This is a genomic window from Microcoleus sp. Pol7_B2 (genome assembly GCF_036701035.1).
In the GTDB taxonomy this organism is placed as follows: domain Bacteria; phylum Cyanobacteriota; class Cyanobacteriia; order Cyanobacteriales; family Microcoleaceae; genus Microcoleus.
Genome location: NZ_JAUBQB010000058.1, coordinates 34,702 through 44,773, shown reverse-complemented (window position 1 = coordinate 44,773; position 10,072 = coordinate 34,702). Strand labels below are relative to the sequence as shown.

Annotated in this window: 9 protein-coding genes; 4 read left to right on the top strand and 5 right to left on the bottom strand. The window is 44.8% G+C overall.

Annotated elements, in window-relative coordinates; genetic code table 11:
• Nucleotides 1-53: 53 nt before the first annotated feature.
• From QUA57_RS20185 to QUA57_RS20175, 3 genes are all read right to left on the bottom strand, one after another.
• Nucleotides 54-1,100: a serine hydrolase gene (locus QUA57_RS20185; RefSeq protein WP_333063279.1), complete on the bottom strand. Its 1,047-nt coding sequence runs from the start codon at nucleotides 1,098-1,100 to the stop codon at nucleotides 54-56.
• 291 nt (nucleotides 1,101-1,391) lie between these two features.
• On the bottom strand, nucleotides 1,392-1,724 hold the full coding sequence (locus QUA57_RS20180; RefSeq protein ID WP_242718204.1) for a hypothetical protein: 333 nt from the start codon (nucleotides 1,722-1,724) through the stop codon (nucleotides 1,392-1,394).
• A gap of 31 nt (nucleotides 1,725-1,755) precedes the next feature.
• Nucleotides 1,756-1,929, bottom strand: a complete 174-nt coding sequence (locus QUA57_RS20175; protein ID WP_333040368.1) for a hypothetical protein — start codon at nucleotides 1,927-1,929, stop codon at nucleotides 1,756-1,758.
• Between the two features lie 276 nt (nucleotides 1,930-2,205).
• On the opposite strand from QUA57_RS20175, the gene QUA57_RS20170 reads away from it, so the two are divergent.
• A complete protein-coding gene (locus QUA57_RS20170) occupies nucleotides 2,206-4,074 on the top strand; it encodes an AAA-like domain-containing protein (RefSeq protein WP_333063276.1) in 1,869 nt (622 codons plus the stop codon).
• A 299-nt stretch (nucleotides 4,075-4,373) separates the two neighbouring features.
• Entirely contained in the window at nucleotides 4,374-4,973 is a 600-nt protein-coding gene (locus QUA57_RS20165; protein WP_333063275.1) for a Uma2 family endonuclease, read from the top strand.
• Nucleotides 4,974-5,037: 64 nt separating this feature from the next.
• On the opposite strand, the gene QUA57_RS20160 is transcribed toward QUA57_RS20165, so the two are convergent.
• A complete protein-coding gene (locus tag QUA57_RS20160; RefSeq protein ID WP_333063273.1) occupies nucleotides 5,038-5,790 on the bottom strand; it encodes a 5-formyltetrahydrofolate cyclo-ligase in 753 nt (250 codons plus the stop codon).
• Nucleotides 5,791-5,907: 117 nt separating this feature from the next.
• Between QUA57_RS20160 and QUA57_RS20155 the strand changes: the two genes are divergently transcribed.
• On the top strand, nucleotides 5,908-8,649 hold the full coding sequence (locus tag QUA57_RS20155; protein WP_333063272.1) for an AAA-like domain-containing protein: 2,742 nt from the start codon (nucleotides 5,908-5,910) through the stop codon (nucleotides 8,647-8,649).
• Nucleotides 8,650-8,695: 46 nt separating this feature from the next.
• Here the strand turns inward: QUA57_RS20155 and QUA57_RS20150 are convergent, their stop codons facing one another.
• Complete coding sequence (locus tag QUA57_RS20150; protein ID WP_333063270.1) at nucleotides 8,696-9,160, bottom strand: COP23 domain-containing protein; 465 nt, start codon at nucleotides 9,158-9,160, stop codon at nucleotides 8,696-8,698.
• A 347-nt stretch (nucleotides 9,161-9,507) separates the two neighbouring features.
• Here QUA57_RS20150 and QUA57_RS20145 point away from each other — a divergent pair, with 347 nt between their 5' ends.
• Nucleotides 9,508-10,005, top strand: a complete 498-nt coding sequence (locus QUA57_RS20145; protein ID WP_006633674.1) for an HNH endonuclease — start codon at nucleotides 9,508-9,510, stop codon at nucleotides 10,003-10,005.
• Nucleotides 10,006-10,072 lie beyond the last annotated feature (67 nt).

Below are 10,072 nucleotides of genomic sequence, written 5' to 3'. Positions count from 1 at the left end.
CTAACTTACTCTCCATTTTTGGAAACAATACCTAATTTACCAGGGTTTGAGCCTTAACTGAACCGTATTGATTTATAGCGAGACAGCATCGCCAGCAACTTTACCATATCCACAGAACTTGTGGTATTTGTGCCTTGAAAATCGCCGAGCCAATTGCGAATTCTCGTATCAGTTAATCCCCAACTGCGAAAACGCTCGTTGAGTTTAGCAATTCCCCCCAAACGTTCAATAATCATGTTGGTGGCTGTATTGTCGCTGATGGTAATCATTTTATCTACGGTTTCTCTGATGCTAAACCGAGTGCCATTTGGTCTGTCTTGCATAGTTCCAGAACCGCTGGCTACTAAGTCGGACTTCATAACTAATGTTTCGTCTAGGCTAACTTTGCCTGCGTCTACATCTTGATAAAAAGCAATCAGAATTGGTAGTTTGATGGTACTGGCGGCCGGAAATACTCGATCGCCCTTGATATCCAAATAGTTTCCTGTATCTAAATCCAGAAAAAACATTCCGGCGCTCAGGGATCTATACTGTTCGATCGCACTTTCAATTTGAGGCTTAATTGCGGTCATTTCCGAGCCTGTGGACATCACCAAATCAGTGGAAGAGTTTCTCTGATTTCCCGGCAAAATAGTGGGCGTAACTTGACCTGCTGCTTGCTCTATGCGGGTAATAGCTGTTGGGATAAAAGACTCGTTGCCCGCTATTTGCTGGGGATTTGGCAACTGAAATGACCAGCGCGTGGCAGATTCTCTAATGACTCGGACTTTTTGCGGGTCTAACTTATAACCTGGAGTTAATTGTATGACTAACCTGGTAGTTCCGGTGTCAAACTGTCCGACTCTAATTTGTTGAATAGCTGAGTTGTAGCTTTGAGGAGTTTCGGGATATTCCAAGACTATTCCCGGCAAATCTATTACTAAGCGCGTGGGATTTGCAATTAGTTTAACTTGGGGCTGAACTCCTGAATCTGTGGTTAAATTGAGCTGATTTCCCCTAGGATCGAAGTGCCAAGATGTTAGTGTATCAGCTTTTGCGGGCAGGGCGATCGAGAAAAGACTAAGGGCGGCCGGTAACAGCCATCGCAGTTTTAGAGTCATGTTTGAAGAGAAAGAGTTTAACGGCGGCAGCGAGAAAGCGGCTGGAAAAACGTTATCAACCGCTTTCGAGACGAAGCACCTAGCATCATACAGTCCACTCTTGCCCGCAGCCGTATTTTTTTTATTTTCTTTGAGAGTATTCCGTTTCCGGGAGTGATCTCAAATCCGGTTCTATTACCCCTTTTTCTTCCAGTCTCGCGCAGGCGGACAAAACTTTGTACAGTGGCGAATTCTCTTGGCAGAATTCTTGTTGTGTATGCACAAATTTTATTCACCTGACATGAATTTAAGTTAGGCGACTTCCCGATTTCTAGCATCTTCAAGGGAGTCGATCGCGGCTTTGAGAAACACTTTTCCTTTAGCAACAAATCGGCGATCGCTCAAAGGATCGTAAGCTTCCCAATTACCGCTAACTTCGCGATCGCGCCACAAAAACCAGCAGCGGTAGATTTCCCCGCTATCTATATCATCGCACAAAGCCAGCCAATCATCCCCCGTGAGAGCGCTAGCATCTAATGCTACCAATTCCATCCATGCAAGTGCAGTGCAGGCATCGATCGCCTCAGCATCAACGGAGTCAGATTTTGTAGCTATAGGTTGCGGCGAACACAGTGTAGACTTCATAATTTCTCCTTAATTAAATGAATGAATTTGCCTATTTATGAAACTGACCCGGTACGCCAAGTGGAAAAACTGTGTTTTGATAAATTTCTGGTTCATCAAATTTACCAGCGGCTGATGCTTCTGTTAAATTATTAAGTGTATTAATTGTGAAAATGGCGGCGGTTCCCAAAGCGGCCATTGCCAGTCTGTGTAAGATTTTGCTCATTTGGCTGCTCCTTTTTTGCTTGGTGTATCTACTCTAAAAAGTTAAGTGGTGATTAGTGGCGGAGATTGGGGAGTTAAGAAAAACTTTTTCTCCTCAAATATATTCAACTGTTGAAGCCGTTATCAGGACAGAGTTTGAGGAGTCGCTCGCCCTAAAAACATCTCCAAGTAAAATCCCTTAAATTCCGGCTGGCTGATTATCTTCCTTAAAATCCCCCAAAATAGGAACTTAAGGCGTTAAAATTTCTAGATTCGTTCCCCTTTCACTGCAAGCGAAGTGCTCAAGTCAAAACGCGATCGCGGTCGCATTCTCACTGCCTCTGGCTTAAAGAAACTTAACGAGGCGCTCCAAGAATGGTCTGACCGACATAACATTAGAGGTACTCTGACGGAAATCGAGGCTGAATCTGGCGTTGGTGCCGATACAGTCAGCAAAATTAAGCAGGGTAGAGAAGGTGCGGATTTGAGTAAAATTAGGCAGTTGTTCGCGGCTTTTGAAATGACTCTGGCTGCTAGCGACCATCGATCGGCTAAACTTGAGGAACCGGAAAATTTAGACGAACTGGACAATTTGCCACCAGCGGGGGAAACAGCCACCTGCAGCAGAATTGTTAAAATATTTGTCAGTTATCGCAGCGCGGAACCCGATCGCGAGTTAGGAAAACAGTTAGAAACTGCCTTAAGCGCGATCGGTCATACAGTTTTCACAGCCGAAAATAACATTAGATTGGGAGATAATTGGTTTGAGCGCATTAATTTCTTCCTCCAAGAATGCGATTATTTGCTGCTACTGTTGCCGCCCACGGAAAACCAAAGCGAACTACTAACATATCAAGTTCAGCAAGCAAAAGAACTGCAAGACTCCCGCCCAGACAGAAAACCAATAATTCTCCCTATCCGCGTCGGTTTTCCCCTCAACTCGCCTCTAAATCACGACTTGCGGGGCTATCTGTACCGCATCAAACAGAGGGAATGGAAAACCACCGCCGACACTCCAATTATTATCGAAGAAGTTCTGAACTTGCTAGCAGAAACTCCGGCACGAGTCACAGAGGAAACGGAAGATTTAACACAACAACAACTATTAGAAATTAGCAGCGACGAAATACCTCTACCCGCCGCCGAACCAGAATTACCGGGAGGACAAGTCGATGTCGCTTCTCAATTTTATGTAGAACGCCCGCCCATTGAAGAACGCTGCTATCAAACTATTGTGCAGCCCAGCGCCTTAATTAGAATTAAAGCACCAAGACAAATGGGCAAAACTTCGTTGATGGCAAGAATTTTGCATCACGGAGCCCGTCAAGGCTATTGCACCGTGCCACTAACTTTTCAGTTAGTAGATAAAGCCGTATTTGCCAACTTAGATAAATTCTTAAAGTGGTTTTGCGCTTACGTCGGGCGCGAGTTGCACTTACCCAATCAATTAGACGATTATTGGGATGACATTTTTGGCAGCAAAGTCAACTGCAAAGATTACTTTGAGAAATACATTTTGCCACAAATCGACAGTCCTTTAATTTTAGGATTAGACGAGATCGATCGCGTTTTCCAATATCCAGACATTGCCGAAGACTTTTTAGGACTGCTGCGGGCGTGGCACGAAGAATCGAAGCGGCGGGACATCTGGAAAAAACTGCGATTAATTGTAGTTCACTCCACCGAAGTTTACATCCCGATGAACATCAATCAATCGCCTTTCAACGTCGGACTGCCCGTAGATTTGCCGGAATTCAACCATCAGCAAATACAAGATTTAGCAGCGCGCCACAACTTGAATTGGTCGGATGCAGAAGTTGAAAAATTGACAGCAATTGTCGGCGGACATCCGTATTTAATGCGAGTTGCATTATATCACATTTCGCGATCGGGTGTGACACTCGATGAATTAAAAGAAACTGCGATCGCAGATGCGGGAATTTACAGCGACCATTTGCGCCGGCAGTTGTGGAATTTGGAAGAATATCCAGAGTTGGCGCAGGGGATGAGAGAGATTGTGGCTGCGGACTCTCCGGTGCAATTAAAGGCGATGCAGGCGTTTAAATTAGATAGTTTGGGGTTGGTGAGATTGCAGGGGAACGAGTGCGTGCCGAGGTGCGAACTGTATCGACAATATTTTCGATCACACTTAAGCGCGATCGTGTAAAATTTTGTGCGTAAGTGTGGTAAGTAATAATCAGGTGAATGATACCCATGAACGATATTTTTTTGATAACATCCGATAATTGGCTAGACTGGATAACCGTGTTTGGTTATCTAGCCTTTACAGCTTTCATTGCATGGCGCGTGTTCACCACAAAGTAGATATATTATGAAATTACCTTCTGCCTCTTCTTCTTTCTTACTTCCCGTCCTAGCGCTTACGCGCCGCTCCGCGTAACGCGCCTTCGCGGGTTCGTTAAATAAACAGTAAAATAAGACAATAATCAACTCGGCTATACAGTTATGTCGCCCGTCGAAAGCGTTGCAGCAATTCCGAACGATCTGATTTTGCGCTTGAGCATCGAGCAGTATCATGCCATAATTCAAGCTGGCATTCTCACGGATGATGACTCTGTAGAATTGCTGGAAGGTTGGCTGGTTTTCAAAAAGCCCAAAAATCCACCGCATCGAGTCACAACTCGTCTTGTCAGAACTGCTTTAGAGAATATTGTACCCCGTGGTTGGTATGTCGATTCTCAAGAACCGATAACGCTTTCCAACAGCGAACCCGAACCTGATATAGTGGTTGTTCGAGGGGATACGCGACAGTATCTCGATCGGCATCCGGGGGCAGAAGATATTGCCCTGATTATTGAAGTATCAGATACGACGCTTCAGCGCGATCGAACTGTAAAAAAACGGATTTATGCCCGCGCTGGAATTGCGATTTATTGGATTGTGAATCTTGTTGAAGGACTGGTTGAGGTGTACTCTCAACCTCTGGTTGAAGTTGAGCAGCCCGATTATAGTCAAAGGTTGGATTTCGGGCGATCGGCTGTTATACCGATTATTATTGAAGGAATAGAAATGGGGGCGATCGCTGTGAATTCTCTTTTGCCTTGAGATAAATAATAATATTGTTATTTGAAATTACCTTCTTCCTCTTCTTTCTTTCATTCTTCGCGTCCTAGCGCTTACGCGGTTCGTTTAACTTTCGCAAAATCGGAATTTGTTCCAACTGTTCCGACCGTATACTATCCCAGTTTAACCCAATTGGACGCGGGTAACTTGTATTAGTCTCAATTACATCCTCAGTAGTAACAATCCAATTCAGCGCCCAATCGTGAGCTTGCATTGGTAAACGCGAATCTGCGACTATTTGCAAAGGATGCACTGTTGTGACAATTGGCGTATCGATTTGTACTAACCCGAATTCCTTCAACATAGCCAATTCCAAATCGGCAAAACCTGCACCTTTCCCGGTTCTTCCACCGTTGGGGCAGGCAGCTACGCAGCCGACTATTACTAAATCAATCGGCTCCATTTCTGCAAAACTTACCAATTTTCCGCAAGCGAGTGCTTTGCGGGCGATCGCACTTTCGGCAATTGATATATTTTGCCGTTGCAAATCCTCAGCAGTTAACTCTACAAAACAGCGATCATCTGTCAATCGCGGTACTGCCATGTACAGGCGTTTTCCATCTTGCAAAGCTCGCATCCGCACCGGAATTTGCGCCGAATCTGGATTGCACTTAATCGTTTTTGCTTGTTGCCATATTGGTAAAGTTGCCAATCTTTCGGCAGCCACCTGTGCACCGACAAAGTTGGGAATATGACCGAACGGATCGCCAATAGATGCGGCTTGATGCTTCAGCAAAGACCAAATTTCAGCTCTTAACTTGTCTTTGTCGTCGTTATATCCCGTCCAATCAGTTTTCATACGGTATTGTGTTACAATTTATTATACAGAATTATGCTTTAATACCGCCTCACTTCTTCAGTCCGCGAAGGCGGATTTTGTTTGTGTAGTAGCGGTTTTAACCGCCGAATAACTTATATGAATTTTACCACAAAGCCCAGTTACTATCAAGTCGGCGGCAGTCTCACCAATAACGCTCCGAATTATGTGAAGCGGCAAGCCGACGACGACCTTTATAACGGATTAAAAGCCGGGGAATTTTGCTATGTTTTGAATTCCCGGCAAATGGGCAAATCTAGCTTGCAGGTGCGGACAATTCAGCGGCTGAGAAATGAAAGAATTGCTTGTGCTGCGATCGACATTTCGGAAATTGGCAACCGCGGCGTCACTCCCGAACAGTGGTATGCTGGTTTGCTACGCATTCTCGAAAATAACTTTAACCTGTCGGATATTGTCAACGTGCGGACTTGGTGGCGCGATCGCAATTTTTTAACTCCGGTTCAAAGATTGAGCGAATTCATCGAAACCGTACTCTTACCCAACATTTCCAGCAATATTGTCATTTTTATTGACGAAATCGACAGCATTCTCGCCCTAGATTTTCCCGCCGACGATTTTTTAGCGTTAATTCGATCGTGCTACAACAAGCGCGCCAACAATTCAGAGTTCGATCGCCTAACTTGGGCCCTCTTAGGCGTAGCATCGCCGACAGATTTGTGCCGCGAGCAAAATGCCACCAGCAATACCCCTTTTAATATTGGCAAGGCGATCGAATTAACGGGTTTTGACGAAACAGAAGCTCAACCGCTAGCAGCGGGGTTGGCAGAGCTTACAGACAGCCCTCATGAAGTTTTGAGAGAAGTATTGTATTGGACGGGCGGGCAGCCTTTTTTGACTCAAAAGCTGTGCAAACTTCTGCTGGAAAATCCACAATTAATCCCGAATTTACCCCCCCCAGCCCCCCCTTCCCAAGGGGGGGAGAAAGATAAAATTAACACTTCTAAAGAGTGGGTGGAGAAAGTAGTGCGCTTGAAAATCGTGGAGAATTGGGAAACTCAAGATGTGCCCGAACATTTGTCCACAATTCGCGATCGGCTTTTCAAAGAAAACCAGCGCATTGTCAGGAGACTGGGATTCTATCAGCAAATTTTAGAACAAACTGAAATTGTCCCCGATGGTAGTGCCGAACAAATGGAGTTGCGATTAAGCGGATTAATCGTTAAGCGCGGGGAAAAATTAACAATTTCTAATCCTGTTTATGAAGCTGTATTTAACAAACGATTAATTGAAGAAAAATTAGAAAAACTCTCGCCTTACTCGGAAGCGATCAAACTCTGGCTAAATTCTAGCTGTGAAGATGATTCTCAACTGCTGCGAGGGAATGATTTGCAGTCAGCATTAGTTTGGGCGGCAGGAAAAAGTTTGAGAAACGAAGACTTTCAGTTTTTGACTGCTAGCCAGAAAGTTATTTTGAGCGAGCAAAATAAACTGCTGCATTCAGCTACACTAGAAACCAAAAAAGCTGTCTGCGATGCCGAAAAAGCTTGGAGTGAAGCTGACTCTGCCAAACAAAAAGCCAAACAGTGGATCGGCATCGGTTCTGCGGTACTGGCAGCATCGTTAGTGGCAGCGATCGGCTTTTCAACTCTCGCTTACCAGCGGTTTAAACTAGCACAAGCAAGTATTGAAATCGAACAAAATGGCAGCGATGCTTTATTGTTGGCTGTTTCTCAAAAGACAGAAAATCGCGAAGCTTTATCAGAAGCTTTATTGAGGGCGATCGCCTCCGGTAAAAAATTAAAAACCTTGGTTGGAAACACACATAAGCTAGAACAATACCCGGCAACTAGACCGCTGTTAGCATTACAAATAATTCTCGATAAAATTAGCGCAACACAGCAGATTAAAACCTCCTTAAGTCCGAAACAAAAAATAACGTGGTCAGCTCATAAAGGTGCCGTTACCAGCCTCACTTTTAGCCCAAACAGGCAGATTTTAGCAACCGCAGGAATAGATGATCGAGTTCGGATATGGAACTTTTCCGGGCAAAAAATTGCTGAATGGAAAGCTTTGCAGCAGTCAGTTAATATGGTAAACTTTAGCCCGAATGGTAAATTTTTAGCGACCGCCGGAAGGGATAGCACTGTTAAAATATGGAATTTATCAGGTAAAAATATTTCTACTTTGAAAGGAATTCAAGGCTCTGTTACCAGCCTCAGTTTTAGTCCCGAAGGAAAGTTATTAGCGGCCGCAGGGATAGACAGCTATGCTGCAATTTGGGATTTGTATAAACTGCCACAATTAGTATCGTCTAGCCTAAAACTCCCAGGCCACAACGGCTTAGTGAGAAGCGTAAATTTTAGCCCAAGCGGCGATTTCATAACGACTTTAGATGGCAAATCTACAGTGCGACTTTGGAATTTGTCGGGCAAGCTGAAAAAAACACTGCCTGTTCAGGCAATTGGACTGAGTTTCACTCCGGCTCAACACCAGTATCGCTTTGCTACAGTAACATTGAATGGCAAAGTAGGGCTGTGGAATCTGTCCGAAAAAGAATTAGTTAAGGAATTTCAAACCTTGCATTTTGATGCGAAATCAATTAGTTTTAGTCCCGACGGAGAACGGCTTGCTACCGTGGGAATTGACAAGACTGTACGGCTGTGGAATTTAGCGGGGCGGCAGGTTGCTCAATTTGAGTTCGAGGAGAATGTTGTTAGTGTCAGTTGGAGTCGAGACGGAAAGCAAATTGCTGTGGCTGGAAGCAACGGCACTGTCTGGCTGAGGCAGGTTGAAGGGTTAGAAGAATTGCTAAAGCAAAGCTGCAATTTTTTCACCACTCAACCGAAGTATTTTACAAGAGTTTCAACTCTCTGCAAGTAGGACACGGCATTGCCATGTCCTAGCCGTAGCTAATGAGTTATTACTATCAATTTACTTTAACAGGCGAAACACTTACATTAGGACTTGTGACTCTTTTTAAGAGTTCTTGTCGGGCTTGTTCGGGATTTTGCCCTTTGGGTACTTGATATAATAATCTACAGGAACCGTCTTGAGGATTAGCTGCACAAATAATTAGTTGACCGGTGGACGATGCACCTGCTGTGACAATATTATCCCAGCTTCCTTGGGGTTGCGAGTTGTTGAGAATTCCTGAGACTCTGGTACATCGAGTAATCGCATCTTCTCCTGATTCATTGAAATAGTTATCAGCTAGCCACAAAATAACGGGAATATTTTTGCCTTGTTGGACAGCAATTGTAGCGGGGCGGCCGCCAGCAGCACCGCAGAAGAATGAAGGCGTTTGGGCAAAGGCTGGACTGTTTGCTAAAATCTGAGCAGCAAGGGCAATAATTGACGCGCTAAAACCTGACTTTAAGAGCCGAAATTTCATGAGCAGTAGTAAGCTTTTTCATTTAAGGTTACTAATAGTCTAAAAAGTTAAACTGTTTGTTGCCGGGAAGATTAGGCATTTAGAGAAAAAAATAAAATTGATTCTGCAAATTTTGGCGATCATCGCACACACTGACCTCATCTAAGCCAAAACTCCGGGAAAAAAGCTCGCTGACCAACACCAAAGGCAGAAAATAGATGCAGCCCTAGGGGGCGCAGGCGCCAAGGTATAGGGTAAAGGAGTGCTTTTTCAGCGTTTTTTGCTGAGCCTCGCTGTTCTTGATGCCGTCCCACCTAAAGTGGAACCTGTGTTAACATCGAAAAAAATATTCTCTTTAATAATCAACAATGGGCAATGTTCTGGTGCTGAACGCCTCCTACGAACCCCTTAACATCACCAATTGGCGAAGGGCGGTAGTTTTGTTGCTGAAAGGAAAAGCAGAACAGGTAGAACACAACGGGAAATTTATTGCGCCAAACTTCCCGCTACCAACTGTGATCCGACTGCGGCATTATGTCCGAGTTCCCTATAAGGATATTCCGCTGACCCGCCGGAACATCTTGCACCGGGATGCACACTCTTGTCAATACTGTAGTTATACGGGGGACGATTTAACCCTCGATCATGTAATTCCCCGATCGCGCGGGGGAGGGGACAGTTGGGAAAACCTCGTCACCGCTTGCGTGCGCTGCAATGTCAATAAAGGCAGCCGCACGCCGAAAGAAGCGGGAATGTCGCTGCGCTATCCGCCTAGGAAACCTCACAGCGGTCTTTATTTTGAAGTCACTAAACACGTTAAGAGCGGTATGCACAAAGAATGGCAAAAATATGTAATAGGCCTTTAAAACCCCTGTCAGCGCAAGCGCGGGGGTTTTTTGCGGGAGTTATTAGTTATGAGATTGCTTGGTTCCT

Excerpts from the sequence above, each read along its gene's own strand:
- QUA57_RS20185 (WP_333063279.1), bottom strand. The coding sequence starts at position 1,100 with ATGACTCTAAAACTGCGATGGCTGTTACCGGCCGCCCTTAGTCTTTTC.
- QUA57_RS20180 (WP_242718204.1), bottom strand. The coding sequence starts at position 1,724 with ATGAAGTCTACACTGTGTTCGCCGCAACCTATAGCTACAAAATCTGAC.
- QUA57_RS20175 (WP_333040368.1), bottom strand. The coding sequence starts at position 1,929 with ATGAGCAAAATCTTACACAGACTGGCAATGGCCGCTTTGGGAACCGCC.
- QUA57_RS20165 (WP_333063275.1), top strand. The coding sequence starts at position 4,374 with ATGTCGCCCGTCGAAAGCGTTGCAGCAATTCCGAACGATCTGATTTTG.
- QUA57_RS20160 (WP_333063273.1), bottom strand. The coding sequence starts at position 5,790 with ATGAAAACTGATTGGACGGGATATAACGACGACAAAGACAAGTTAAGA.
- QUA57_RS20155 (WP_333063272.1), top strand. The coding sequence starts at position 5,908 with ATGAATTTTACCACAAAGCCCAGTTACTATCAAGTCGGCGGCAGTCTC.
- QUA57_RS20150 (WP_333063270.1), bottom strand. The coding sequence starts at position 9,160 with ATGAAATTTCGGCTCTTAAAGTCAGGTTTTAGCGCGTCAATTATTGCC.
- QUA57_RS20145 (WP_006633674.1), top strand. The coding sequence starts at position 9,508 with ATGGGCAATGTTCTGGTGCTGAACGCCTCCTACGAACCCCTTAACATC.